27 protein-coding genes are annotated in these 23,893 nt (G+C 58.0%); 14 read left to right on the top strand and 13 right to left on the bottom strand.

Annotation, left to right across the window (positions count from 1 at the left end):
• Positions 1–11: 11 nt before the first annotated feature.
• On the top strand, positions 12–815 hold the full coding sequence (locus QKD99_RS09635) for a Yip1 family protein (protein ID WP_347951323.1): 804 nt from the start codon (positions 12–14) through the stop codon (positions 813–815).
• Positions 816–880: 65 nt separating this feature from the next.
• Here QKD99_RS09635 and QKD99_RS09630 read toward each other — a convergent pair whose 3' ends face one another.
• Positions 881–1,831 carry a 4-hydroxy-3-methylbut-2-enyl diphosphate reductase gene (locus QKD99_RS09630; RefSeq protein ID WP_239277857.1) on the bottom strand — a complete coding sequence of 317 codons (951 nt, stop codon included), beginning with the start codon at positions 1,829–1,831 and terminating at the stop codon, positions 881–883.
• Between the two features lie 141 nt (positions 1,832–1,972).
• On the opposite strand from QKD99_RS09630, the gene xseA reads away from it, so the two are divergent.
• Genes xseA through QKD99_RS09615 form a run of 3 tightly spaced genes read left to right on the top strand, consistent with a single transcriptional unit; the run spans position 1,973 to position 3,888 of the window.
• Complete coding sequence (xseA, locus tag QKD99_RS09625) at positions 1,973–3,214, top strand: exodeoxyribonuclease VII large subunit (RefSeq protein WP_347951322.1); 1,242 nt, start codon at positions 1,973–1,975, stop codon at positions 3,212–3,214.
• Between the two features lie 21 nt (positions 3,215–3,235).
• The gene (locus tag QKD99_RS09620) at positions 3,236–3,505 is read left to right on the top strand and encodes an exodeoxyribonuclease VII small subunit (protein ID WP_005327444.1); all 270 of its coding nucleotides are present in this window, start codon (positions 3,236–3,238) and stop codon (positions 3,503–3,505) included.
• Positions 3,505–3,888: a hypothetical protein gene (locus QKD99_RS09615; RefSeq protein WP_347951321.1), complete on the top strand. Its 384-nt coding sequence runs from the start codon at positions 3,505–3,507 to the stop codon at positions 3,886–3,888. Before QKD99_RS09620 ends, QKD99_RS09615 begins: the two co-directional genes overlap by 1 nt.
• Here QKD99_RS09615 and QKD99_RS09610 read toward each other — a convergent pair.
• Positions 3,857–4,426 (bottom strand): DUF4245 domain-containing protein, encoded by a 570-nt coding sequence (locus tag QKD99_RS09610; protein ID WP_347951320.1) that lies wholly within the window; start codon positions 4,424–4,426, stop codon positions 3,857–3,859. The genes QKD99_RS09615 and QKD99_RS09610 overlap by 32 nt on opposite strands.
• 188 nt (positions 4,427–4,614) lie before the next feature.
• On the opposite strand from QKD99_RS09610, the gene glpX reads away from it, so the two are divergent.
• The 5 genes from glpX (at position 4,615) to QKD99_RS09585 (ending at position 9,682) form a co-directional block, all read left to right on the top strand.
• On the top strand, positions 4,615–5,628 hold the full coding sequence (glpX, locus tag QKD99_RS09605) for a class II fructose-bisphosphatase (protein ID WP_239277852.1): 1,014 nt from the start codon (positions 4,615–4,617) through the stop codon (positions 5,626–5,628).
• A gap of 85 nt (positions 5,629–5,713) precedes the next feature.
• On the top strand, positions 5,714–7,114 hold the full coding sequence (locus tag QKD99_RS09600; protein WP_347951319.1) for a class II fumarate hydratase: 1,401 nt from the start codon (positions 5,714–5,716) through the stop codon (positions 7,112–7,114).
• 173 nt (positions 7,115–7,287) lie between these two features.
• Positions 7,288–7,911 carry a TetR/AcrR family transcriptional regulator gene (locus QKD99_RS09595; RefSeq protein WP_225747190.1) on the top strand — a complete coding sequence of 208 codons (624 nt, stop codon included), beginning with the start codon at positions 7,288–7,290 and terminating at the stop codon, positions 7,909–7,911.
• On the top strand, positions 7,905–9,473 hold the full coding sequence (locus tag QKD99_RS09590) for an MDR family MFS transporter (RefSeq protein WP_239277849.1): 1,569 nt from the start codon (positions 7,905–7,907) through the stop codon (positions 9,471–9,473). The genes QKD99_RS09595 and QKD99_RS09590 overlap by 7 nt, the downstream gene beginning before the upstream one ends.
• Complete coding sequence (locus QKD99_RS09585; protein WP_347951318.1) at positions 9,473–9,682, top strand: hypothetical protein; 210 nt, start codon at positions 9,473–9,475, stop codon at positions 9,680–9,682. Before QKD99_RS09590 ends, QKD99_RS09585 begins: the two co-directional genes overlap by 1 nt.
• Before the next feature lie 152 nt (positions 9,683–9,834).
• Here QKD99_RS09585 and QKD99_RS09580 read toward each other — a convergent pair whose 3' ends face one another.
• From QKD99_RS09580 to QKD99_RS09565, 4 genes are all read right to left on the bottom strand, one after another.
• A complete protein-coding gene (locus tag QKD99_RS09580; protein ID WP_239277848.1) occupies positions 9,835–10,404 on the bottom strand; it encodes a GNAT family N-acetyltransferase in 570 nt (189 codons plus the stop codon).
• A gap of 78 nt (positions 10,405–10,482) precedes the next feature.
• The gene (locus QKD99_RS09575; RefSeq protein ID WP_198492801.1) at positions 10,483–11,847 is read right to left on the bottom strand and encodes a PhoH family protein; all 1,365 of its coding nucleotides are present in this window, start codon (positions 11,845–11,847) and stop codon (positions 10,483–10,485) included.
• Between the two features lie 184 nt (positions 11,848–12,031).
• Positions 12,032–12,649 (bottom strand): hypothetical protein, encoded by a 618-nt coding sequence (locus tag QKD99_RS09570; protein ID WP_347951317.1) that lies wholly within the window; start codon positions 12,647–12,649, stop codon positions 12,032–12,034.
• Between the two features lie 146 nt (positions 12,650–12,795).
• Positions 12,796–13,470: a LysR family transcriptional regulator substrate-binding protein gene (locus QKD99_RS09565; protein ID WP_239277846.1), complete on the bottom strand. Its 675-nt coding sequence runs from the start codon at positions 13,468–13,470 to the stop codon at positions 12,796–12,798.
• 71 nt (positions 13,471–13,541) lie between these two features.
• Between QKD99_RS09565 and QKD99_RS09560 the strand changes: the two genes are divergently transcribed.
• Entirely contained in the window at positions 13,542–13,871 is a 330-nt protein-coding gene (locus tag QKD99_RS09560; RefSeq protein ID WP_023021891.1) for a DUF5997 family protein, read from the top strand.
• Here the strand turns inward: QKD99_RS09560 and glyA are convergent.
• Positions 13,868–15,151 (bottom strand): serine hydroxymethyltransferase, encoded by a 1,284-nt coding sequence (gene glyA / locus QKD99_RS09555; RefSeq protein ID WP_236882514.1) that lies wholly within the window; start codon positions 15,149–15,151, stop codon positions 13,868–13,870. The genes QKD99_RS09560 and glyA overlap by 4 nt on opposite strands.
• Before the next feature lie 118 nt (positions 15,152–15,269).
• On the opposite strand from glyA, the gene coaA reads away from it, so the two are divergent.
• Positions 15,270–16,196, top strand: a complete 927-nt coding sequence (coaA, locus tag QKD99_RS09550) for a type I pantothenate kinase (protein WP_239277844.1) — start codon at positions 15,270–15,272, stop codon at positions 16,194–16,196.
• Positions 16,197–16,199: 3 nt separating this feature from the next.
• Here the strand turns inward: coaA and QKD99_RS09545 are convergent, their stop codons facing one another.
• The 3 genes from QKD99_RS09545 to mca are packed head-to-tail and all read right to left on the bottom strand — an operon-like array spanning position 16,200 to position 18,194.
• The gene (locus tag QKD99_RS09545; protein ID WP_284766380.1) at positions 16,200–16,976 is read right to left on the bottom strand and encodes an isoprenyl transferase; all 777 of its coding nucleotides are present in this window, start codon (positions 16,974–16,976) and stop codon (positions 16,200–16,202) included.
• 12 nt (positions 16,977–16,988) lie between these two features.
• Positions 16,989–17,300: a hypothetical protein gene (locus QKD99_RS09540; protein ID WP_204609642.1), complete on the bottom strand. Its 312-nt coding sequence runs from the start codon at positions 17,298–17,300 to the stop codon at positions 16,989–16,991.
• A 3-nt stretch (positions 17,301–17,303) separates the two neighbouring features.
• On the bottom strand, positions 17,304–18,194 hold the full coding sequence (gene mca / locus QKD99_RS09535; RefSeq protein ID WP_284844083.1) for a mycothiol conjugate amidase Mca: 891 nt from the start codon (positions 18,192–18,194) through the stop codon (positions 17,304–17,306).
• A 95-nt stretch (positions 18,195–18,289) separates the two neighbouring features.
• Between mca and QKD99_RS09530 the strand changes: the two genes are divergently transcribed.
• The 3 genes from QKD99_RS09530 (at position 18,290) to QKD99_RS09520 (ending at position 19,722) form a co-directional block, all read left to right on the top strand.
• Positions 18,290–18,760: a DUF4307 domain-containing protein gene (locus tag QKD99_RS09530; protein WP_239277841.1), complete on the top strand. Its 471-nt coding sequence runs from the start codon at positions 18,290–18,292 to the stop codon at positions 18,758–18,760.
• 120 nt (positions 18,761–18,880) lie between these two features.
• Positions 18,881–19,402, top strand: a complete 522-nt coding sequence (gene greA / locus QKD99_RS09525; RefSeq protein ID WP_005323614.1) for a transcription elongation factor GreA — start codon at positions 18,881–18,883, stop codon at positions 19,400–19,402.
• Between the two features lie 41 nt (positions 19,403–19,443).
• Positions 19,444–19,722, top strand: a complete 279-nt coding sequence (locus QKD99_RS09520; RefSeq protein ID WP_347951316.1) for a thiamine biosynthesis protein X — start codon at positions 19,444–19,446, stop codon at positions 19,720–19,722.
• Between the two features lie 44 nt (positions 19,723–19,766).
• Here the strand turns inward: QKD99_RS09520 and QKD99_RS09515 are convergent, their stop codons facing one another.
• From QKD99_RS09515 to QKD99_RS09505, 3 genes are all read right to left on the bottom strand, one after another.
• Positions 19,767–21,434 (bottom strand): hypothetical protein, encoded by a 1,668-nt coding sequence (locus tag QKD99_RS09515; RefSeq protein WP_347951315.1) that lies wholly within the window; start codon positions 21,432–21,434, stop codon positions 19,767–19,769.
• A 212-nt stretch (positions 21,435–21,646) separates the two neighbouring features.
• Positions 21,647–22,366 carry a DUF3558 family protein gene (locus tag QKD99_RS09510; protein WP_284766385.1) on the bottom strand — a complete coding sequence of 240 codons (720 nt, stop codon included), beginning with the start codon at positions 22,364–22,366 and terminating at the stop codon, positions 21,647–21,649.
• Positions 22,367–22,730: 364 nt separating this feature from the next.
• Positions 22,731–23,501, bottom strand: a complete 771-nt coding sequence (locus tag QKD99_RS09505; RefSeq protein WP_239277837.1) for a Bax inhibitor-1/YccA family protein — start codon at positions 23,499–23,501, stop codon at positions 22,731–22,733.
• Positions 23,502–23,893: the final 392 nt, after the last annotated feature.

Below are 23,893 nucleotides of genomic sequence, written 5' to 3'. Positions count from 1 at the left end.
GATCTTCCGACGTGTCACAAGCCAAGCAAAGAAAGTCCTCCGCCGCCCAAAGCTCCGGCCTCCCCAGCATCTCGCTGGGCAAGGGTCTTGGGCTGCTCGCGGCAATCTTGCTCACGGGCGCGTTGATTTCCATCCTCATGGGTACCATCGGGTGGGCTTACCTCGCGTTCCTCGTCATCGGCTCACTGCTGGTGGCGCTCATCGTAGAAGAACGGGGGCTCTTCCTCACCGTGGCTTCTATCCCCATTGTGTATGCCATAACGGTGGTCCTGGCCGGTTTCTTTATCACCAAGGCCAACTTGCCAGAGGGCGCATCGGCGTTTTCCAAGACGGCGATCGTCACCGCGGCTTTCCCCCTTGTCCAGAGGTTCCTGTGGCTCCTCATTGCCCTGGTGGGCGCGGCAATCATCGCCTGGCTGCGCTGGGCACGCTACCGCAAGACGGCCAAGCGCACCGCCGAAATGGAAACCGCTTCCCGCCGAGCCGACGCCGACCAAGACCGACGCAACCGCGAGGAGCGCCTATCGGTTGCAGACTTGATGGCGCGCGATAAACCGGCAAAGAACTCCAAGCAGTCTCAAGTCTCTCCGCAGCGCGCCCGCGCCTCGCACACGTTGAAGAAATCACGCCCCGCGCCCAAGGATCGCCTACGTGGTCGCGACCGTGAAGAGCGTCGCCGAATACAACAAGAGGAACGCAACAATCCACTGCGCCCGGATCCTGCCCGGCGCGCTGGCGATTCGGTTCCGGCGTCTCAGAAAGAGAAGGAACAGCCCAAGCAAGGTTGGGACGATAACCTCTACGACGAGGATTAAAGCACAAAGAAAGGCCCGTTTCCGGGCCTTTCTTTAGTTTTAACTGCCGTATAGGCCAAGGCTACTTAGGTGCGTGCTGGGCGCAGGTCGCGCGGTAGGGCGAAGGTAATCGTCTCGGTAGAAGTCGTTACCTGCTCTACGTCGCTATAACCACGCTCGTCCAGGAACTCCAGTACTTCGCGTACCAGCAACTCAGGTACCGAAGCACCACACGTTACGCCGACCGTCTGGACGCCTTCCAGCCAGGCTTCGTCGATTTCCTTGGCAAAATCCACGAGGTGGGAAGTTTTGGCGCCTGCCTCGAGCGCCACCTCAACCAAGCGCACCGAGTTGGAGGAGTTCTTAGAGCCCACCACAATCATCAGATCGCACTGTGGGGCGATGGCTTTGACGGATTCTTGGCGGTTTTGGGTGGCGTAGCAAATATCGTCTGAAGGCGGGTTCTCCAGGTGCGGGAAGCGCTCGCGCAGCTTATTGACGATGGTGATGGTCTCATCCACCGATAGCGTGGTCTGGGACAGCCAAATAAGCTTCTCATCCTGCAGGAACTCTGGCAGCTTGGCGACGCCCTCGACGCCATCCACGAGGTGGGTGACCTCAGGAGCTTCGCCGGCGGTGCCTTCCACTTCTTCGTGGCCTTCGTGGCCAACCAAGAGGATGTGGTAGCCATCGCGCTGGAAGCGCTGGGCTTCCTTGTGCACCTTGGTTACCAATGGGCAGGTGGCGTCCAAAGTAAGCTGCTTGCGCTGCGTTGCCTCTGCGCGCACGGCTGGGGAAATGCCGTGGGCGGAGAAGACTAGGTGGGCGCCTTCTGGAGCCTCAGAGGCCTCGTCGACGAAGATGACGCCGCGTTCTGCCAGAGACTCTACGACGTAACGGTTGTGCACGATTTGTTTGCGTACATAAATGGGCGCGCCGTACTTTTCCAGCGCCTTTTCTACGGTCTCGACCGCGCGGTCCACGCCCGCGCAGTATCCGCGCGGGGCCGCGAGAAGTACATTTTTACCATCAGTCATGGCTCCCAGAGTATCGAAACACTACGCAAAACAATAGCGGGGCCTAACGTCACCTTTCTGGCCACCCCGAGCGGGACAATCAACTGCGCTGGCCCCTAAACTAGACGGAAGAACACGGCAGACTGAAGAAAGGGAGGCTGTGTGAATCAACCGGCAAATACACCGGATACTCCCTGGCCCGTTGGCAAGGTCAATGACCAAGTCAAGGGCTGGATCGAGCGCCTGGGTTACCTGTGGGTAGAGGGTCAGTTGACCCAAATCAACTTCAAGCCCACCTGGAAGCTGTCCTACCTCACGCTGCGTGACGTACAGCAGGAAAAGTCCGTGCAGTTAACCTGCCCATCATCGATGCTGCAGTCATTGTCAGCACCGCTGAAGGACGGCGACCGCGTCATTGTCCACGGTAAGCCTGCCTTTTACGCTGGACGCGGATCCTTTTCGCTATGGACCACCGAAATTCGCCATGTGGGCATTGGCGATCTGCTTGCTCGCATTGAAAAGCTGCGCCAACAGCTATCTGCTGAAGGCCTTTTCGATCCCGCACGCAAGCGACCGCTCCCCTACCTGCCACACAAAATTGGGCTGATTACCGGCCGTGGTTCTGCTGCAGAGCGGGATGTGATGGCGGTAGCTCATGACCGCTGGCCAGCAGTGCAGTTCCGCGTCCTCAATACTGCGGTTCAGGGTGCGAATACGGTACCTGAGGTTATCGATGCGCTCCAGCAACTTGATGCGGATCCTGAAGTCGACGTCATCATCATCGCCCGTGGCGGCGGCTCCGTGGAAGATCTGCTGCCCTTCTCGGAAGAAGCACTGCAACGCGCAGTAGCTGCGGCAGGCACCCCAGTAGTCTCTGCCATTGGTCACGAGCCGGATAGCCCAGTGCTCGATAACGTCGCCGACCTGCGCGCTGCTACGCCTACCGACGCCGCAAAGCGCGTCGTACCCTCTGTGGCAGAGGAGCGCGCCATCGTCGCAGAGGCTCGCTCTCGCATGGCGGCCGCGCTGCGCGGCTGGGTGGAAAGGGAACGGCGCGGCCTCGACAACATTCGTTCCCGGCCTGTCATGGCAGACCCGATGACCCCTATCCGTGCGCGCCGCGAAGAGGTGGAGCGTACCCGCGCTACCATGCGGCGAGAAATTGAAGTCATGGTGGAGCGAGAAACCCGCCACGTGGAATCGCTGCGCGCCCGCGTATCAGCATTGGGACCGTCGGCGACTCTCGCCCGCGGGTACTCCATTGTCCAGGTAGTACCCAAGGACGGTTCCGGGCCCGAGGTCGTCACCTCTTATAAGCAATCCCCGCCCGGCGCTCAACTGCGCATTCGGGTGGGCGATGGATCTATTACCGCAGTTTCTATGGCCTCCCAGGCCGCCGATTAATCACGAGACGAGGAGAAAATCATGTCCGATGACACCATTGGTACCGGCCAGCCAGGCCAGGATGCTTTTACCCCAGTAGAAGAATTGAGCTATGAGCAAGCTCGCGATGAGCTCATTGAAACCGTCAAGATTCTCGAGCTTGGGCAGATGGGCTTGGATGAGTCGCTAAAGTATTGGGAGCGCGGCGAGGCCCTTGCCCGTGCGTGCGAGGCGCACCTCGACGGCGCGGCGAAGCGTGTGGAAGACGCGCTCGATAAGGCCGAGGACGCAGACGCTGAAGGAGACGAGTAGTGCAGATTTATGGGTATCCAGGCGAGCGCGTGGACTTTGTATCGAAATCCGCGGCCGCCGGTTCCATCATGGCGGGAGATTCCCGAGAATTCGTAGAAGAATTCTTCGGTCCTGCACACACCCGCGACGATAATGAGGTGAGCTACTTCTCCCAATCCGTGGTGCTGCGCTTTACGGACGACAAAGTACGCGAGATTGCCATTTATCCGCAGCGCTCGCAGCGTGAGCGCATCGATGTCTTCGCAGGAAAGACACGCCTCAGCGGCCTGGATGCGGAGGCTTTGGCGGAGGTTATTGCCCAGTCCGGCGACGGTCTTAGCGCTACCGCCGCGGAAGAAGGCTTGGGCGAGGTTATTTTCCGGCTACAGGTGCGGCGTCGATAAACGCAGCGGTAGCCGCCTCAAAGTCACTGTCGTTCGCGGCGCCGGAGATGATGAGGCGGGCATCGCCCAAATCCGTAACCCACAGGCGGCGCACGGAATCATCGTCGCTTTCTAGCACCCGCACTTGGTGCCCCTTGACCTCGCGGGCGGATTCAATGCCGCGGTAGTTGGAGTCGTACGCCTCGCCCGCTTTATCGGCCGCGACCTGCGTCTGCGTAGATTCCACAAACCCTTGGTCAGCGGTCACCCAGCTGACCACGGTGGCGTTCTCGCCGCCCATATCTACGCGGCGGGCAGCATTGGCCTCCCAGCCCTCTGGCATTTCGGGATTGCGAATTGCACCGACCCCTGCGCGGGCTTGGGTGTCTAGGAAGGTTTGTTCATCCACTTCCTGCACCGCGCCCTGCTGGGTTTCGGAGTTAATTGAGCACAGGCCGGTCGCTCCCACGGCGAGCAGCATCATAATCACCACGACTGCGAGGGACAGGGAGATGTCCTTCGCGCCTTCAAAAATCTTTGGTCTTTCTTCTGCAGCCACGCGCCTTAGTATCGCACGGCCTGCTTTCAAAAAGCCACACGGCCCCTTTTGCCCCGAAAGATCTGTCAATCCCCCACAAATGGGGCGCAAAATCGAACCCATTAGAGCAAAAAAGTGCGAGAATGGAAAGGTAGAGCATCAAGGGGAACACCCCTCGATGAGAAAACTATGGAAGGCAACCACTACACATGTCCGAAAATACGTCTTATCTTCCTGACCGCAACCTGGCAATGGAACTGGTTCGTGTCACCGAGGCAGCAGCGCTCGCTTCCGGCCGTTGGGTAGGCCGCGGCCAGAAGAATGAGGGCGATGGCGCGGCGGTCGACGCCATGCGCAAGCTCATCAATTCCGTAGCGATGAACGGCGTCGTTGTCATTGGTGAGGGCGAAAAGGATGAGGCCCCCATGCTCTTTAACGGCGAAGAGGTAGGCACCGGCGAGGGTGCCGCCATGGATATCGCCGTAGACCCGGTCGACGGTACCCGTTTGATGGCAGAAGGCCGTCCCAACGCTATCTCCGTCATTGCGGCTGCCGAACGCGGAACCATGTATGACCCTTCCGCAGTCTTCTACATGGAAAAAATTGCCGTTGGCCCCGAGGCAGTTGGCGCTATCGACATCAACGAGTCCGTGGAGTGGAATATCCAGTCCGTGGCAAAGGCGAAGAATATTCGCCCCTCCGATCTGACCGTGGTGGTCCTTGACCGTCCTCGTCACGAGCAGCTCATCTCTGAAATTCGCGCCGCAGGCGCCAAGGTGCGCCTCATCATGGATGGTGACGTAGCCGGCGCCATCGCCACCTGCCAGGATTCAAACTCCATCGACATGATGATGGGCATCGGCGGCACCCCAGAGGGCATCATTACCGCCTGCGCGATGCGCTGCATGGGCGGCGAGATCCAGGGCAAGCTGTGGCCGAAGGATGAAGAGGAAGCAGAAAAGGCCCGCGCCGCCGGCCATGATTTGGACCGCGTCCTCAAGACCAATGATCTAGTCTCCTCTGAAAACTGCTACTTCGCCGCCACCGGCGTGACCAATGGTGACATGCTGCGCGGCGTTTCCTACCGCAATTCCGGCGCTACTACCCGCTCGTTGGTCATGCGCTCCAAGTCCGGCACCATCCGCTATATCGACTCCATCCACAAGCTGTCCAAGCTGCAGGAGTATTCCGTCGTGGACTACGACACGCCAACCAAGAAGTAGGGTTCACCCCCGAAGGCGGCCCTTCTTTTGGTTCTCCGCCATACTGGAAAGCACACACTACCCAATTAACTGAGGTGATCTTCACATGACTGAATACCGCATTGAACATGACACCATGGGCGAAGTTAAGGTTCCTGCAGATGCCCTGTGGCGTGCACAGACCCAGCGCGCAGTGGACAACTTCCCTATCTCTGGCCGTGGCCTGGAAAATGCGCAGATTCGCGCCCTTGGCCTGCTTAAGGCAGCCTGCGCCCAGGTAAATAAGGATTCCGGCAAGCTGGACGCGGACAAGGCCGATGCCATCATTGCTGCCGCCACCGAAATCGCCGAGGGCAAGCATAACGATGCCTTCCCTATCGACGTATTCCAGACCGGTTCCGGTACCTCGTCCAATATGAATACCAATGAGGTTATTGCCTCCTTGGCGCATAACAATGGCGTGGAAATTCACCCAAATGACCACGTGAATATGGGCCAGTCCTCTAATGACACCTTCCCCACCGCCACGCACGTAGCTGCTACGGAAGCTGCCGTCAATGACCTCATCCCGGGCCTGAAGGTCCTCCACGAATCCTTGACCACTAAGGCCAAGGAATTCGCCGACGTGGTCAAGGCCGGCCGCACCCACCTGATGGATGCCACCCCGGTTACCCTGGGCCAGGAATTCGGCGGCTACGCCCGCCAGATCGAGCTGGGCATCGAACGCATTGAGGCCACCCTGCCGCGCTTGGGTGAGCTGGCCATCGGCGGCACCGCCACAGGTACCGGCCTGAATACCTCCGCTGACTTCGGCGCGAAGGTCACCGAGGAGCTAAAGAAGCTCACCGGCGTGAAGGAACTGAAGGAAGCAGAAAACCACTTCGAGGCACAGGCTGCCCGCGATGGCTTGGTGGAATTCTCCGGCGCCATGCGCTCGATTGCTGTATCCCTCAATAAGATTGCCAATGACCTGCGCATGATGGGCTCCGGCCCGTTGACCGGCCTGGCCGAGATTCACCTGAAGGACCTGCAGCCGGGTTCCTCCATCATGCCGGGTAAGGTCAACCCGGTTATCCCAGAGGCCGTCACCATGGTGGCGGGCCAGGTGGTTGGCAACGACGCAGCCGTAGCCTTCGGCGGTGCTCAGGGCCACTTCGAGCTCAACGTCTTCATCCCGATGATGGCGCGCAACGTACTCGAGTCCGCTCGCCTGCTGGCTAATGCTTCCCGCGTCTTCGCCGATAAGTGCATCGATCACATCGAGGCCAACGAGGAGCGCATGAAGCACTTTGCGGAGTCTTCCACCTCCATCGTGACCCCGCTCAACTCTGCCATCGGCTACGAGAACGCAGCCAAGGCGGCAAAGCACGCCCTGCACGAGAAGATCACCGTCCGCCAGGCCGTTATTGACTTGGGCTTCGTCGACGGCGAAAACCTCACCGAGGAAGAGCTGGATAAGCGCCTCGACGTGCTGAGCATGACTAACCGCGACCGCGATAACTTCTAAGTAGTCGCCGCACCGCTTCCCCGCCCGGGCAGGACTCGGGCGGGGTTTTGCATGTCTGGGGTAAGGGGGCGTCGACAAGCGCTATGGCTTAGCACACATTAGGGGAAACGCACCTCTAAAATCACCACTTTTGCACTTGGTGCAAGTTTGCACCGAGTGTAAAGTTGCATGGCGTGCAAGAAGAATTATCACTACGCGAGCAGAAGCGCCTCGAGACTCGCCTGCGCATTGAGGATGCCGCCACGAAACTGGTGGATGAACAATCCTTTAGCGCGGTCACGATTGAGAGGATCTGCGAAGTAGCCGGTATTTCTCGGCGCACTTTCTTCAATTATTTCGATTCCAAAGAATCCGCCGTACTGGGCGCCCCGAGCACCGAGTTTACGGAGGAGATGCGGGAATTCTTCCTCACTGAGCCAACAACCAGCATGGTAGGACTCGTCCTCCAGTTGGTCAGGCAGCATATGGAAGGCCACCACATCAACCCGACCATCCGGGACCGCCGCAAGCGCATCTCTAATGATCCTGATGCGGCCGCGGCGGCAATCAGCCGGAAGCGGGCAAAATCCATTGAGCTTATCGATCTCATTGAAGAACGCCTCACCACAGAACCGGAACTTCGCGTCCTCGATAACTGCTCCGCAAGTACCGAGGCGATGCTCATCGCCGGCCTCGTCCGCGAGGCACTGTGGCTCGCGATGGCATCCCCCGATGCAGATTGCAGCGAAGAGCTCGACGCGCGACTCGATACTTCCCTCACGCTAATAACAGATTTTATGAAAGGAATGCGATGGTAGATACGGCCGCAAAGGCCCCTTCGCAGGGTCAGTCCCGAGCCGATAACCTCGGGCTCATTTTCTCGGCTTTGATGCTCACCATGCTGATGAGCTCTTTGGGCCAAATGATCTTCTCTTCTGCTCTTCCAACCATCGTTGGTGAGCTGGGCGGCGTCGACCACATGAGCTGGGTCATCTCCGCCTTCCTTGTCACCATGACCATCGCCATGCCCATTTCCGGCAAGCTGGGTGACATGCTGGGCCGCAAGTGGCTCTACATCGGCGGTATCGCCATCTTCGTCGTGGGCTCTACCCTCGGCGGCTTTGCTAACTCCATGACCCTGCTGATCATCGCCCGCGCTGTGCAGGGCTTTGGCGCAGGTTTTATGATGATTTCCTCCCAGTCCATCATCGCCGAGGTCACCTCTTCCCGTGAGCGCGGCAAGTTCATGGGCATCATGGGCGGTGTCTTTGGCCTGTCCTCGGTTCTCGGCCCCGTCCTCGGCGGCTGGTTCACCGACGGCCCAGGCTGGCGCTGGGGCATGTGGATGAACATTCCGCTGGGCATCCTCGCCATCATCGTGTGCACCCTCGTGCTGCACCTGCGCGTGGGCGATGCCGATATGAAGCGCTTTGACTGGCTTGGCGCCACCTTCATCGCCATCACCACCGCCTCCCTTATCCTCATGACCACCTGGGGCGGCACCGAGTACGAGTGGGGCTCTTCCATGATCCTCACCTTGGGTGCCATCACCATCATCGGCGCCATCATCACCGTCTTTGTGGAGCTGCGCGCCAAGGAACCGCTCATCCCGGTTCGCCTATTCAAGAACCGCAACATGGCCCTGACCACCCTCTCCGGCGTGGTACTTGGCCTGGCAATGTTCGGTGTTCTGGGCTACATGCCAACCTACCTGCAGATGGTGCACACCCTGACCCCAACCAAGGCGGGTCTCATGATGATTCCGATGATGGTGGGCCTTATCGGTACCTCCACTGGCGTGGGCTTTATCATCGCCCGCACCGGTCACTACAAGGTCTACCCCATCATCGGCCTGGCGATTACTGCCGGTGCCCTGTTCTGGATGTCCCACCTCTCCGTGGAGACTTCTCTAACGCAGCTAGGCTGCGAATTCCTGGTCTTCGGCATCGGTCTGGGCATGGTTATCCAGGTCCTCGTGCTCATCGTCCAGAACTCCTTCCCGCTGTCCCAGGTGGGTACGGCTACCGCGGCGAATAACTTCTTCCGCCAGATCGGTTCCGCACTCGGTGCGTCCCTGGTCGGCTCCATGTTCATCCACAATATGAAGGATGAGATGGCCACCCGCATGCCTGAAGCTTTCCAGAAGATGGGACCGGAGGGTGCCGCCTACGCGGAGAAGTTTGGCGATGCCAATGGCGGTGCCAATAGCCTCACCCCGGATTTGGTTGCCTCCTTCCCTCAGCCCATCGAGGAAGCAATCCTCAACTCCTATAATGATGGCCTGACCCCGGTCATCGCCCTGATGGTTCCGCTGGTTATCGTCGCCCTCATCCTCCTCCTGCCACTGCGCGAGGAGCGTTTGAAGGAAACGATTGACTAGTGTCACTTTCACCTGCAGAAGTACAGGCCACAAGCCGAGAGCTGCACGCCTTGCGCGATGCACTCCCGCTTGCCGACGCCCCCATTGAACCCACCCTCGGCTATGCCCCCGGCGGCCTTCACGCGGCGTTGGAAATCCAGTCCGGTCCCATCGAGGCGTGGCGCAAGCCCGCGCGCACTGTACCCCGATCCCGCGCTTTAGCCGCTTGAGCGAGGAAATGCGCTCACAAGCTCAGCGTTGGTTTGGCACCTGGGACGTTCCTGCAGTGTAGCGTTTCCCTCGTTCTAAGGCCTCAGCAAAAAGCCCCTGCCATCGTTACCACGAGTGTGGTTCGAGCAGGGGCTTGTATGCGCTGGGGAAGCTACCGCTTCTTTTCCTCCGGCTTGGGCAAAAGCAGCTCATATACGTCGGTATCGCGCCACTGGCCCGCAAGCTCGCCGTAGGTCATCTTCGCCATATGCGAGTAGGTGCCTACTTTCACGAAGCCACGCGACTTATGCAGCCCCGCAGAACCTTCATTTTCAGGGAAAATCCATGAGTGGATGGCCCACTTGTGCAAGTCCTGGCACACCTCGATCAGGCGGTCTAGAAGTGCGCCGCCAATGCCGCGTCCTTGTGCCTCGGCTCCTAGGTAGATGGAGTCCTCCACTACTCCGTGGAAGACGGTGCGGGTAGATACCGGTGCCGCGGAAACCCACCCCAAGACCTTAGAATCATCATCTGCTTCAACGGCCACATGCACCGAAGGCATGATCTTGCCAGCTTTAAATTCTTCAAAGGTCAGGGATCGGGTCTCATAGGTAGCGTGCCCAGTATTGAGCCCCTGTTCATAAATCTCTCGCATCTGCGGGTAGTCCGCCGCGGTAAAGGGGCGGATGCGGAAATCTTTCTTCTTGTCGTCCGAAGACGTCTGCTTAGCGTTCTCGCTCATATACAACATTATTACTGGGCTAGGCCCAGCTTCGCCACGCTGTACACATAAAGATCGCCAAACGCGAACGAACTCGAACTAGTTGCCACCTTCCAATAGGTCAGTGACGAGCTCCGCAATGGCAGAGCGCTCAGAACGCTGCAGCGTAATATGCGCAAAAAGCTCATGTCCCTTGAGCTTTTCAATCACTGCTTGGACTCCGTCGTGCCGGCCCACGCGAAGGTTGTCGCGCTGCGCCACATCATGAGTAAGAACTACTCGCGAGCCCTTCCCCAACCGAGAAAGAACGGTAAGCAAGACGTTTCGCTCCAAGGATTGCGCCTCATCCACGATGACAAAAGCATCATGCAGCGAACGACCGCGAATATGCGTCAGGGGCAAGACCTCGATGAGGCCGCGCTCGTGCACCTCTTCCATGACGTTGTCAGACACCAAGCCCTCCAAGGTGTCATAGACCGCCTGCGCCCACGGGTTCATCTTGTCCGATTCAGTGCCCGGTAAGTATCCCAGCGACTGCCCGCCAACCGCATACATCGGGCGAAAGACCACAATGCGCCGGTGCTCCCCGCGCTCGAGCACCGCCTCCAAACCGGCGCACAGCGCAAGTGCCGACTTGCCGGTGCCGGCGCGGCCACCGATAGAGACAATCCCTACGTTTGGGTCCATCAGCAAATCCAAAGCAATACGCTGCTCCGCGGAGCGTCCCTGGAGGCCAAAGGCATTGATATCACCACGTACGAGCTCGACCACGCCATCAGCACTCATGCGCCCCAGCGCGGATTGCGCACCTGCCGCCAAGGTCAAGCCGCAGTGCACCGGCAGATCCTCCACGGCGGTACCCTTGTCAGTTTCGACGCCGTCTAGCATGACTTCCCCATCACGATAGAGGGCATCGATGACATCCGAGCTGGTTTGCACCGTCGCCATTCCGGTATAGCCGGTCAAGACTACGTCCTGGGCGTGATACTCATCCGCTTGCACGCCAACTGCACCGGCCTTCACGCGCAGCGGCACGTCCTTCGTGACCAGCACGGTGTCCTTCCCTTCGTGCGCAAGGTTGAGAGCGCACGCCAAGATGCGGTGGTCGCCTTCTGGCCCGCGGAACGCGGTAGGCAGCAAGGATTGGTCTTGATGGTTCAATTCCACGCGCAGGGTGCCGCCATCCACGTTGACGGGAACCGGCTGGTCTAAGGCCTCATAGGTAGCGCGCAGCTCCTCCAAAAAGCGAAGAGCTTGGCGGGCGAACCAGCCAAGCTCCGGGTGATGACGTTTTCCTTCTAGTTCAGAAATAACTACAACGGGAAGGACCACATCGTGTTCTGCAAATTTGCGCAGGGCCCAAGGGTCAGACAGCAAGACCGAAGTATCCACTACATAGGTCTTGGTAGCGACGGTGTTAGCAGTAGCGGCAAGCGGAGTAGAAAGTACAGAGGGACGAGACATGATGGCAGGGTTCTCCCTTAGTGTGCGGTAGATCAGACTTCTTCCGAATCACCCCGAATCCCCGGGGTTGCCACCCAAAGTAGGCACCGAAGGTTGAAATTACATGGGTGCAAGATGAACATTAAGAAAACGAAAAATCCCTCCGCAGCACATGCTGCAGAGGGAGGAGCTCTAAAGGAGCTTTTTACTTCTCTACGGAAGAGGTGAACTTGCCGCTCTCGTCCTGGATCCAGGAGATTACGCCATCGTCGAACTGCTGGGTCCAGCCCTTGCCCTGAGCAGCCTTTTCCTCAGCAGCCTTAGGCAGGCCTACATCAGAGTCCAGGCCGCCCTGCTCCTTCCAGGTTTCAGCAATCTTGCCGACGATAGGCTGAGCGCCCTCATCGTCGTCGAAGGTCAGCAGGTTGCCGTTATCGAAGTTAGCGAGGAACTCATCATCGTCACCCTGCTCGATGCTCTTTACGTCGCCCCACTCAGCCTTCTTCTCTTCAATAGCGGAAGCGAAATCAGCCGGAACGTCTACGTCACCGTTAGCGGTAGCGATGGACTTGGTAGCGCCGTCCTTGTCGTCGGCGTCGTCGGAAGCGTCCGCATCGTCGGCGTCATCATTGTCGTCCGCGTCATCATTGGAAGTAGCCTCAGCAGCAGCGGAGCCAGCAGCGTCGGTAGCGTCTGCTGCTACGGAGCCGGCGGAATCCTTAGCGTCGTTAGCTGCGTCCTCGGCATCGGAGCACGCTACGAGAGCAACGGACAGGGTTGCGGCTGCAAAACCACCTGCGATGCGACGGGTCATCTTCTGCATTACTGCATCATCCTTTCATCAAGAAAGTAAGTTAATTCTAAATTTATTGTTAAATCGCCCTTCATGACGAACGACGCCCACCGTAACGACGACTCCCAGCTGGTGCCACCCACCCGGACAGGAAGTAGACAGCAAACAGTAAAGGGCTACTTACGTTTGCGCTGCTTAGGGGCCTTCTTTTTCTTTTGTAACGAATTGTTAACGTTTCTCCTCGCCTGCTTCGCCTTCGCCTTTTCCCTGGCGCTGCGCCTCGGCTTCTCTTGGCGGGAGGAACGCGCCGTGCGGCCCTTAGCGACGCCCACGAAGTCCTGAATTGCCTCCCCGTCATCGTCCTTGCGCCACACCAATGCAATCTCCGTCACCGGCACGGACTCGTCCTTAAGGCTCAACGGCACCACCTGCTTTTTGCTCAAGACCTTCAGCAGGGGCCGCGGCGCAATCGCGATACCCACATTGGCCGCCACTACCTGCAGAGCGTCGCGGACTGCGGGGACATCGACAAGCCCGGAATCGGCGAGGCGGTAGTTGAGGTGTTCATCGGCGACGTCGGCAAGCGCAAGCTCCTCGCCCACCTCCGCATAGACTGAGTCTTTGGGAACGGCAATGCCAGGAGCCTCTTTATAAAGTCGCACCACATGAAAGGTTTCATCCACCCGCGCATCCGGCAAGCGCGCAAGGGCTAGGTCCACCTCGCCGGCTACCAGCGGGGCTAGCGCATCGTCCGCATCAACGGTGTACAAGCCACCATGAGCAGTATTTTCCTCGAATCGGCGGAACCACTTTCCAGGTTCTGTACCGGTGGCAAAAGCTAAGCGCAGCATAGAGGACAGTCTACTGAAAGTGCTACGGTAAAAGCGTGACTGAAGAACAAAAGCAACCATCCGGCACCGCCATGCGTGCCCAAACCGCGGCGAAGAAGCTAGGCATCTACCTGCCCGCCGCGCCGGACGAGTTCCAAAATAGTGCCATTAGCCACGAAGAGCTGCGCGAATTGCAGCATAACCCACCCGAGTGGCTACAAACCTTGCGCCGCGAAGGCCCCCATCCCCGCCCCGAGGTTGCCCATAAGCTGGGCATCTCTGTTACCGCGCTCAAGAAGAACGATATGGATAAGCCGCTGACCACAGCGGAAATCAATCAGCTCCTCCAAGAGCAGCCGGAATGGCTCCAGCAGGCCCGCGCCACCATGGCGCAGGCCCGTGGCCATGAGGTGAAGGACTAGACCAGCTTCCAGTCCTCGAGGCCCTCATACAGCGGGTAGTGCTGGGCAATCTTGTCCACACGAGCACGCAGGGCCTCTACATCGGCATTCTTGCCCTGCACCAGAGCAGTACCGATAATATCTGCAACCTCGGTGAAAGCTTCGGCATCGAGGCCGCGGGTTGCTAGCGCAGAAGTACCAATGCGCAGGCCGGAGGTGACCATCGGCGGACGCGGGTCATTCGGTACAGCATTGCGGTTAACGGTAATGCCTACCTCGTGCAGCAGATCCTCTGCCTGCTGTCCATCCAATTCGGAATTGCGCAGGTCTGCCAAGACCAAGTGCACATCGGTGCCGCCGGTCAGCACGTCCACGCCAGCCGCCTTGGCATCTTCTGCGGTAAGGCGCTCTGCCAGAATGCGAGCACCCTCCAAGGTGCGCTCCTGGCGCTCCTTGAATTCCTCGGTAGCGGCAATCTTCATAGCAATGGCCTTGGCAGCGACCACGTGCATCAGCGGTCCGCCCTGCTGGCCCGGGAAGACGTTGGAATTGATCTTCTTGGCATAATCCTGCTTGGCCAAAATCATGCCGGAGCGCGGACCACCCAGGGTCTTATGCACGGTGGTGGACACGATATCCGCGTGAGGCACTGGGCTCGGGTGCAGGCCAGCAGCAACGAGGCCAGCAAAGTGGGCCATATCTACCCACAGGTAAGCGCCGACCTCATCAGCAATTTCACGGAAGGCCGCGAAATCCATGGTTCGCGGGTAGGCAGACCAGCCGCCGATAATGACCTTCGGCTTTTCCTTCAGCGCCTGCTCGCGCAGCTTATCCATGTCCACACGCATGGTCTCTGGATCCACCTCGTAGGCGGCGACATCATAAAGCTTGCCAGAGAAGTTCAACTTCATGCCGTGGGTAAGGTGGCCGCCGTGAGCCAGGGACAGGCCCAAAATCTTGTCGCCAGGCTCAGCAATGGTGGAAAGCACCGCGGCGTTCGCCTGCGCACCCGAGTGCGGCTGAACGTTGGCGAATTCCGCACCAAAGAGTTCCTTAGCGCGGTTGCGGGCTAGGTCCTCCACGACGTCGACATGCTCGCAGCCGCCGTAGTAGCGGCGACCCGGGTAGCCCTCGGCGTACTTGTTAGTGAGCACGGAGCCCTGTGCCTGGAGCACGGCGCGAGGCACAAAGTTCTCAGAAGCGATCATTTCCAGGGTTTCGCGCTGGCGGGAAATCTCTCCCTGAATTGCGCCGAATACATCCGGATCGAGGTCGCGGAGGTCAGAGGTAAAAGAAGCCATAAAGGTGTGGTCCCCTTCTCAAAATCATGCGGTATGGGCTGCTGCATATCTTATCGTGCCATGCACCCTTAGGGGGCATACTTTTACCCACGGATTATGCAAGTGCGACAATAGAGCCATGGCGCGCACATTGGATTCGAGTCCCTACCTAGATTTTGACCGCGAGACCTGGCGTGAACTGCGTAAATCCATGCCTCAGGTGCTCACGGAAACCGAGGTGGAGAAACTTCGCGGCCTAGGAGACCGCATCGACCTAGACGAGGTAGCTGATGTCTACCTCCCCCTCTCCCGTCTCATCCATATGCAAGTCATGGCACGCCAGCAGCTCACCACGGCTACCGAATCCTTCTTAGGCAATCCTCCGACGCACGTTCCCTTTGTCATCGGTGTGGCCGGTTCTGTGGCAGTGGGAAAATCCACCACCGCCCGTCTCCTTCAGGTGCTGCTGCAACGCTGGGAGTCCCACCCCAAGGTGGCCCTCGTTACTACCGACGGCTTCCTCTTCCCCACCAAGACTCTCAAGGAACGCGGCCTCATGCAGCGCAAGGGATTTCCGGAATCCTATGACCGGCGCGCACTCCTCCGCTTTGTCACGGACGTAAAATCAGGAAAGCCATTTGTCAAGGCACCGCTTTATTCCCACATCACCTATGACATTGTGGACGGTGAGTACCAAGAAGTTCACCAGCCCGACATCCTCATCCTGGAAGGGCTCAACGTGCTACAAACGAGCCCCACGTTGACCGTGGCGGACCTCTTTGATTTCTCGGTCTATGTTGATGCCCGCACCGACGATATCGAGCAGTGGTATATCGACCGCTTCCTTACTCTGCGCCACACCGCTTTCCGGGAGCCCAACGCCCACTTCTCTGCCTTTGCAGACATGAACGATGAGGAAGCCCGCGCCCAAGCCCGCGAAATTTGGCAGTCCATTAACCTGCCGAACTTGGTGGAGAATATCCTGCCCACCCGTGTGCGAGCCTCTCTCGTGCTCAAAAAGGGCTCGCATCACCTGGTAGAACAGGTGCGAATGCGCAAGCTCTAGAGCCTATTTGCCAAAGCGGCGCGAACGTTGGGAATAATCCCGCAAGGCGCGAAGGAAGTCCACCTTGCGGAATGCTGGCCAGTAAGTATCCGTGAACCAGATTTCGGAGTACGCGGCCTGCCACAGGAGAAAGCCCGACAGGCGTTGTTCACCAGAGGTACGGATCACCAAATCCGGGTCCGGAAGTCCCTTGGTATACAGGTGCTCCCCAATGGATTCTGCGGTGACGCGGTCCGCCATCTCCGCTGCGGTAGTTCCCTTCTCTGCTTCCGCACGCACCAAGTTCTGCACGGCGTCCACAATTTCTTGGCGCCCGCCATAGCCCACCGCCACATTGACGATGACACCCGTATTGTCCTCGGTTTCCGCCGCCGCCGTCACCATGCGCTGGCGAACATCATCCGGGAGTAGATCGAGGTGGCCGACCAAGCGCACCTGGCAGCCGACGTCGTTATGGGATAAGTGCGTGACCACGTCCGAGATGATGTCAAAGAGCAGCTCTACTTCCTGCTCGCTGCGTTTCAGGTTCTCCGTGGACAGCAAATAAATGGTGACCACTTCGATATCGGTATCGCGGCACCACGAAATCATCTCTCCGATTTTCTTCGCGCCTTGGCGGTGACCATGGCTGATATCGGTAAACCCAGCCTCACGCGCCCACCGGCGATTGCCATCGGCCATGATGGCGATGTGCTTAGGCTGCGGCTTGCCCTTGATCAGGCGCGCCAGACGCGCTTCATAAGCTGGGTAGGCCAGCTGCTTGAGAGAACTCACGCTCATCAGTCTATCCGCCTAGAAAATGGACTTCTTGCGGTTATCGTAAATGCCGGCTTCCTTCATCGCCTCATCCACGGCTTCCTCATCGAACGGATCGATTCCGTGATCCTCCGCAAACATCATGCGACGGCGAAAGCGTGAGTAACGGCGATGGAAATTCCAGCCCGCAAACAACACCGCAACTCCCATAAGCGCCAAGATCAGTAGACCGATGGGCGAAGCTTTGCCAAATTCAGGGCCCATTGGGCCGCCTTCGGCGCCCTCGGTTCCTTGGGCGAGTACAAATACGTCATGTGCGGCAAGCACGAAAGAGCCATACATGCTCATGTCTTAGGCCTCCTCTTCCTCTTTGATGCCGGCAAAAAGGTCATTTTCTGGCAGGGAGGTAGAAACGCGAGTCTTCGCCAGCTCAAACTCCTCGGTGGGCCAAAGGCGCTGCTGTACCTCCACCGACGTCGCCAAGAAGGCACCCGCCGGGTCGATCTGCGTAGCGTGCGCCCGCAAAGCCTCCTCGCGATTGCTGAAGTAATCCGCGCATTCCACCTGGGTGGTTACACGCGCCATGATATCGCCAAAAGTGGTATCCCAGCGCGCCAGCATCGGCCCATAGGGGCTGGTATTCCCCTCTTCTAACAGCAAATCATGGAACATCTTCATGCGCTGGTAGACGAAGCCGTGCGAGTAGTAGAGCTTCAGCGGCTCCCACGGCTTACCTAGCTCTGGGTGGTACTCGGCATCGCCCGCCTTCTCCCACGCGATCATGGAAGCTCGGTGCACCATTAGGTGGTCTGGGTGCGGGTAGCCACCATTTTCGTCATAGGTAACAATGACGTGTGGACGAAATTCGCGGATAACCTGGACGTATTCCTGCGCAACGGTGTCCTCCCCCAGCAACGCAAAACAGCCCTCCGGCAGCAATTCCTCCATAGTCTTGCCTTCAACCGGGTCCGGCAATCCGGAATCAACGTGGCCCAGCCAGCGATGTTGTACGCCCAGCGCCCGCGCAGCGTTAGCCATCTCTTCCCGGCGCACCTCGCCCATCTTTTCCTTGATTCCCGGGCGATCCATGGCGGGGTTAATCACATCGCCGCGCTCGCCGCCGGTACAAGTCAGCACCAAAACCTCATTGCCTTCTGCGGCATAGCGCGCGGTGGTTGCAGCACCCTTAGATGATTCATCGTCTGGGTGCGCGTGGATAGCTAGTAGGCGAAAATCGCTCACTGAAAATCCATCCCCTTATTAATCTAGGTTCTTTGAACAGATGATTATCCTAGTAGATAATTGGAAAACAGTGGTCCTCGGCTAGAGTGGAAGCTATGACTTCCGCCGGAAAATCTCGCTCAGCCGCTCGCTACGGCTCCCGCGGCTCCTCTGAAAAGAACTCTGGTAGCTGGACTAATAGGGCGCTGGTGCTCATCTTTGTCGCCATTTTTATCGCGCTTATTTTCTTCGGATTCCGGTACTTCCAGGAAAAGGAGCGCGTGAACGCACAGGTGTCCATCGTGACCCAGGAGGTTTTGAGCGATGATTCCACCCGCGTCTGGGTCGATGTCACCCGCAATCACACCGATGAAGATGCTTATTGCATTGTCCAGGCATTTGACTACTCCAAGTCCGAAGTGGGCCGCCGCGAATTCCCTGTTCCCGCGGGCGGAAACGAAACCCAGCGCATCGCTGTCGACGTTCCGACCAACGCTCGTGCCGTAGCCGGCGGGGCCTATGGTTGTTCCGGCAATATCCCCGAATACTTAGATATGGATAACCCTGACTACGCGGAAAGCCGCTAGCCGCGTGTGCTAGGATTTGTAGCGCCTAGAACTGGGCATATGCCCGGTTCCATTTTTACTTATAGCCCCAGGGATTAGCAGGGGCTTTGACCACAATTCCTATCTACGGAAGGTTGCAGAATGGCTGAGCAGCAAAAGCAGTACATCACCCCAGAGACCAAGGCAAAGCTCGAGGCCGAGCTGCAGGAGCTCATCGACCACCGCCCAGTAGTCGCGGCTGAGATCAACGAGCGCCGTGAGGAAGGCGACCTCAAAGAGAACGCCGGTTACGACGCCGCACGTGAGATGCAGGACCAGGAAGAGGCCCGCATTAAGCAGATTTCTGAGGTTCTTGCGAATGCCACCACCGAGCGCGGTGCTGTTCAGGAGGGCGTCGCCCACACCGGTTCCGTAGTTCACGTTTACTACAATGGTGACAAGGACGATAAGGAGACCTTCCTCATCGGTACCCGCGCCGCTGCTTCCGATAACAAGGACCTAGAAACCTATTCCGAGCAGTCCCCGCTGGGCGCTGCCATCCTTGGCGCACAAGAGGGCGAGACCCGCGAGTACACCGCTCCGAATGGCAAGACCATTTCGGTCACCATCGAATCCGCAGCGCCGTATGATTCTGCTAAGGCCGCTGCTCCACGCGAGTCCTAAACTTTTAACCACATACCACTCTGGAGAAAGAGCACATCCCCATGAAGAAGTTCTCCCGTTTCGCCGCCGCTGGCCTGGTCTTCACCGCTGGCCTCTCCCTCGCTGCTTGCCACCCACCTAACCAGCAGGATTCTGATTCCAAGGTAGAAAATGGCTCCACCTTCACCGGTGAGGCCCCGATGCAGAAGGATGCTGAGACCAGCTCTTCCGCACCCGAGACCGTCATTGAAGAGGAAGCACCTGTAGTCGAGTCCGGTGTTCCAGAAGAGCCAGCACAGCCTCACTTGAACGACACCGCCACCGAACTGCCACAGCAGTAATATGGCTTGAAGGGCCGAGGGATTTCCTCGGCCCCTTTTTTATGCTATTTTTCTGGGTCCACTTCCCGCACCCAATCTCCGATGACACCGGGTACGACAGCGGGCGGCTCCCCCAGCAGGTCGCGCTTATTCGGGTCCCTTTCGACCTGCGTGGTCACGGACTTTACGCGCTTTTTCTCACTGTCTTTGCCTCCGCGCATCCCCATCATTGGACCATAGGCTCGCGCCCCGCCGGTTGAGCGGCCTGTATTGCCACCGCGCGCTGCCACAGCACTTTCACTGCCGCCTGTTCCAAGACCAAGGCCGCCACCCACGCCGGGCCGCATGCCCGCACCAGCACCGCTGCCAAGACCAGCGCGCATGCCCGAACCGCCACCGATTGCATTGCTATGGCCAGCGCGCACGCCCGAACCGACACCGGCGTAGGGCGCTCCGGCTCCTCGCCCAAAGTTCTGGCCCGACTGCGCTCCTCTTCCGGCACGCGCAATATCGGCGTTGCCACTTACATTTCCTGCAGCGGATCCAATTCCGCCTCGTAGCGACTGACCGCCAAGTACGCCGCGGCCTGCGTCCCCGGGACGTCCGGCTGCCATCATCGGCGCCATCCCAGTATTGGGGGACTGCACTGTAGCTGTCGGCGCCATCGCACCGCTGTTATTAAGCGCGCCTGAATGTGCTCCTGTGGCAACCGGGTGCGCTGTACCACCAGGAACCTGCCCCATCGCCCCGTTCGACGCAGTTACTCCCGGCATGGATGCACCTTGGGTGGACACTTCATTTCCGCCGATGGCTACCTGGTCTCCCAGGCCAAGCTTTTCCAGCGCATTCCTGCCGCTAGTATGCATCTGCTGGTGAAAATCATTAATTTCTTGTGGGCTCATCCCCACCGCTTCTAGCCCGTCCACATTGCGATTGACGACGTCGAAGTTCCCCGGCCCCAAATCACCTCGCGCTATCGCTTCCGTAATCTTCTTTGGCCATACCACGGCATCGGTGGTGTAGCGCTGCCCATCACCGTCAACTCCGGAAAGGCCCGCGTCGACACCGCCGCCTCCCGACGCCGGCGATTGTTCCATCAAAGCGTGCTGGTACGGCATTGCCTCCACCGCGAAGCGCTGCAAGTCAGGTTGCAATGCGGCCAATGCGGCCTTTTCCGCAATTTCGCGCTCGACCGGTTCTGGAATGGCCATCACTTCCATCGCCATGGCCATCGCAGTAGGCTGCATGCCCATCAGCTTGGCGTGGAATCCGGTTAGCTTCTCCCCCATTACCTTGGCATTTGCCACAAAGTGGCTTCCCGACGCCGCCACTTCCCGAATCTTTGCCGCCGCCCTCGACGTGGCTTCGCTGTCGTTCTCGCCTTCCAAAGACCCGGCTGCTTCCTGTAACCCGCTAACGATATCGTCAACTTCCGACGCCAACGAGCTCCACCGTGCATTCGCCTCCGACACATTCCATATCTGCGTCGACATGAGGTCCGTAGCCAGCTTCACAATGTCTGTACCGACATTCACCACCGGCATGGAAAACCCAAATGGGCTGTACCCCGGCTCCGGCTGGTTCATTATCGGCATCGACTCAATGCCAATATCCCCACCCGCATCCGCGATCTCCATGCCGCGACTATTTGCGTCTTCCTGCGCCTGAAACCCTCGGGCTTCCCTACCCAGGCTATCTTGTAGCCAATCCAACTGTTCCGAAAAGGCCTTCAACGAAGACCTTGCAGAGCCTGGATCAGTTTCGAGAACTCGTTGGTGAACGGATCCCACATGGTCAATTCCAACAACGGGAGAAAAACCAGCATCAAGAGGCGAATATGCGCGACCTCCAGATAGTGCAATTTCCTCCTTCAGGTTTTCCGTTTTCATAGCAGTAGCCATGATGTTGTCCGGTCGCAATTCCATAATTCCCCCGATGTATATTCTTAGTAAAATTTGTCTAGCAGTTTTTTGGCCTGTGAACATTTAGCTTCGTAGTCATCGTCAGGTCGTTTCCCAGAATGACTAACTTTTAGGATTCCACGTGAAGTAGAAACGCCGACAGTACAGAACATATCCCCGAACAATTCACTTTCGATCTGCACTATCGGCACACTGTGTCCCACACCGTCAGATAGGGAGGCTATTTGTACTTCTGCGCCATCAAATGACTGCCTAGAAGTAGTCAATCCAATGACAGCTCCTCCAGTTCCTTCGACACTGTCGAAAGCACAAAAGGAAAACCCCGATTGCTTTCCAGAATCCTCAATCTGTTCACCGAGTCCGAAGGTCCGAAGATGCTCGCGAGGAATCTCCGTACACGGATCAAAAAGCTCGAAGCTCGGGTCTGCCGGATCGAACTCCCCCAGTGGCGGTAGGACGCCGGAAGTGTCTTCCGACCCCGTGGCGCCGGCCTCCCCCGGTTGGCCGGCGCCACCCGCATTCTTCTCGCCATTGGTGTGTGCCGATTCCCCCTGATTGCCTTCCGCATCATCCCCCGGGTCCCCGTTGGTTCCCCCTGCACCGTCGGCCGAACTGATGCCGCCAGCCTCGTCCACCTTGGTGGTTTCCTCTGACGCGCTCCTCGTACCGATGTCCGCAACGCAGCTACTCAGCATAACGGTGCTGCTGACCATCAACGTTGCTACGGTGACCTGACGCTTCACAACAATCCTTCGCGCACTCACTTCCTGACGAGAGGAACAAGAATAGTGAAACAGAGAACTTTTCACTTCATACTTCCCGTTCCGGTACACAGCATGCATGAGACCCCAAGAATTTTCTACGCAACCACAAAGGTTAACGGCAATTTAACAAAATTATTTGTCCCATATGTCACATCCATAACGCCCAAAAGGCAAAGTTTCCTGCTCATTAGCTGTATCACCTCTGTGAGTGGTTTTGTAGACCAAACGAAGGTTAAACCCGCACTTTATCCCCCAGTACTACCCCAGAAATTACACGTTTGTAAGCGATTCTCGGCAACAAAAAAGGCCCGCACCGAAGTGCGGGCCAATACAAAAGGGTCAGTTAGTCTCGCTGGAAATAGCTCAGCAGACGGAGAATCTCAGTGTAGAGCCAGACCAAGGTAACTGCGAGGCCGAGAGCCACGCCCCAAGCGTTCTTAGAGGGAGCACCGGCGCGGATCATGCGGTCAGCCTGATCAAAGTCAGTCAGGAAGGACAGAGCACCAAGAACGATGCAGACGAGCGAGAAGATGATGGCAATCGGGCCGCCATCACGCAGTGGATTGAAGTCAAAGAAAATCGCGCCCAAGAAGTTAACAAGAGCCATGACAGCAACGCCAGCAATCAAGCCGAAAAGGATCTTGGTGAACTTCGGAGTCACCTTCACTGCGCCAGTCTTGTACACAATCAGCATGCCAATGAATACACCAATCGTGCCGACAATCGCTTGGCCAATGATGGCCATGCCGCCTTCGCCCTGGAAGTTGACGTTGGCGAACATCAAGGAGAATCCACCGACAAATAGGCCTTCAAATACGGCATAAATCAGGGTGACTGCAGCAGAACCCCACTTCTTGCCAAAAGAGGCAACGAGCACGGTAATGAAGCCACCGATACCACCGACCAGGGTCAAGGCCATGGCGATACCTGGGCTTACTAGCATTCCCAGGGCGAAGTTGATGACTGCGGCGACGATGATAACGCCGAGGGTAATGCCCGTCTTGGTCACTACGTCATCCACGGTCATGGGACGGGTAGATACGTCCGCGTAACCAGAATTTTGGCGGCTACTATTTTCGGTCAGAGAACTCATTACCGGATTGCTTGAACGCACGGTTGTCCTTTCTAAGAGAGGTGCAAATTAGCTATCTCACCCCATTCAACGAGACACCACCCCATAAAGTTCCATATTCTTTCCATTTAGCTAGAAGTTTTGTGGGTAGCTTCCGCAAAAAGTCTGTGGAGACCTGTTGACGAGAAAAGTCTCGAGACACCTTCCAAAAAGATGTCTCGAGACTTCACACATGGTGCCCCCAGTGGTGTCTGGTTCCATGACATCGTTCCGCTCTGTCTCACGACATCATTCCGCCCCACAAGGCCCTGATGTGCCACAACATCGTTCCACTGTTCCCGCACAACCACCCCAACAGGGAAAATGAGGCCACACGCACCAACCCAGGATGTAGCGAGACATACTTCCGCTCAAAATAGAGCATGGGCAAGAAA

Origin of the sequence: Corynebacterium sp. c3Ub_189 (assembly GCF_039907195.1) — a bacterium.
In the GTDB taxonomy this organism is placed as follows: Bacteria; Actinomycetota; Actinomycetes; order Mycobacteriales; family Mycobacteriaceae; genus Corynebacterium.
The sequence above is the reverse complement of the archived record's forward strand: the minus strand, read 5'-3'. Positions and strand labels throughout refer to the sequence as shown.

Bases quoted from the DNA above. Each gene is read 5' to 3' on its own strand.
- QKD99_RS09630 (WP_239277857.1), bottom strand. From the start codon at position 1,831: ATGACTGATGGTAAAAATGTACTTCTCGCGGCCCCGCGCGGATACTGC.
- QKD99_RS09620 (WP_005327444.1), top strand. From the start codon at position 3,236: ATGTCCGATGACACCATTGGTACCGGCCAGCCAGGCCAGGATGCTTTT.
- glpX (WP_239277852.1), top strand. From the start codon at position 4,615: ATGTCCGAAAATACGTCTTATCTTCCTGACCGCAACCTGGCAATGGAA.
- QKD99_RS09600 (WP_347951319.1), top strand. From the start codon at position 5,714: ATGACTGAATACCGCATTGAACATGACACCATGGGCGAAGTTAAGGTT.
- QKD99_RS09590 (WP_239277849.1), top strand. From the start codon at position 7,905: ATGGTAGATACGGCCGCAAAGGCCCCTTCGCAGGGTCAGTCCCGAGCC.
- QKD99_RS09580 (WP_239277848.1), bottom strand. From the start codon at position 10,404: ATGAGCGAGAACGCTAAGCAGACGTCTTCGGACGACAAGAAGAAAGAT.
- QKD99_RS09575 (WP_198492801.1), bottom strand. From the start codon at position 11,847: ATGTCTCGTCCCTCTGTACTTTCTACTCCGCTTGCCGCTACTGCTAAC.
- QKD99_RS09570 (WP_347951317.1), bottom strand. From the start codon at position 12,649: ATGCAGAAGATGACCCGTCGCATCGCAGGTGGTTTTGCAGCCGCAACC.
- QKD99_RS09565 (WP_239277846.1), bottom strand. From the start codon at position 13,470: ATGCTGCGCTTAGCTTTTGCCACCGGTACAGAACCTGGAAAGTGGTTC.
- QKD99_RS09560 (WP_023021891.1), top strand. From the start codon at position 13,542: ATGCGTGCCCAAACCGCGGCGAAGAAGCTAGGCATCTACCTGCCCGCC.
- glyA (WP_236882514.1), bottom strand. From the start codon at position 15,151: ATGGCTTCTTTTACCTCTGACCTCCGCGACCTCGATCCGGATGTATTC.
- coaA (WP_239277844.1), top strand. From the start codon at position 15,270: ATGGCGCGCACATTGGATTCGAGTCCCTACCTAGATTTTGACCGCGAG.
- QKD99_RS09545 (WP_284766380.1), bottom strand. From the start codon at position 16,976: ATGAGCGTGAGTTCTCTCAAGCAGCTGGCCTACCCAGCTTATGAAGCG.
- QKD99_RS09540 (WP_204609642.1), bottom strand. From the start codon at position 17,300: ATGAGCATGTATGGCTCTTTCGTGCTTGCCGCACATGACGTATTTGTA.
- QKD99_RS09530 (WP_239277841.1), top strand. From the start codon at position 18,290: ATGACTTCCGCCGGAAAATCTCGCTCAGCCGCTCGCTACGGCTCCCGC.
- greA (WP_005323614.1), top strand. From the start codon at position 18,881: ATGGCTGAGCAGCAAAAGCAGTACATCACCCCAGAGACCAAGGCAAAG.
- QKD99_RS09520 (WP_347951316.1), top strand. From the start codon at position 19,444: ATGAAGAAGTTCTCCCGTTTCGCCGCCGCTGGCCTGGTCTTCACCGCT.